The following is a 364-nucleotide window of genomic DNA, read 5'->3' as shown; positions in this document are numbered from 1 at the left end:
GCGCTCTACGGGCTGACCGCGCCCTTCGCCGCCGCGCTCATGGACCGCTTCGGCATCCGGCGGGTGGTCGCCGTCGCCCTCGCCGTGATCGCGCTCGGCTCCGGACTGACGGTGTGGATGGAGTCCGCCTGGCAGCTCATCCTCTGCTGGGGCCTGCTGGTCGGTCTCGGCTCCGGTTCCATGGCCCTGGCCTTCGCCGCCACCGTCACCAACCGCTGGTTCACCGAACGGCGCGGCCTGGTCACCGGCGTCCTCACCGCCGCCTCCGCCTCCGGACAGCTGATCTTCCTGCCGCTGCTGTCCTGGATCGTCGAGACGTACGACTGGCGCCCGGCGGCCGTCACCGTCGCCCTCGCCGCGCTCG

The 364-nt window shown here is 72.8% G+C and carries 1 protein-coding gene; it reads left to right on the top strand.

The genetic code is table 11. The annotated features are described in order from the left end of the window. On the top strand, positions 1-364 hold a 364-nt coding region (locus tag ACLZOT_RS50550), incomplete at both ends, for an MFS transporter (protein WP_416976063.1).

It is taken from the genome of Streptomyces sp. 4F14, from assembly GCF_048159485.1.
Classification (GTDB): domain Bacteria; phylum Actinomycetota; class Actinomycetes; order Streptomycetales; family Streptomycetaceae; genus Streptomyces.
This window is presented reverse-complemented; position numbering and strand designations above follow the sequence as displayed.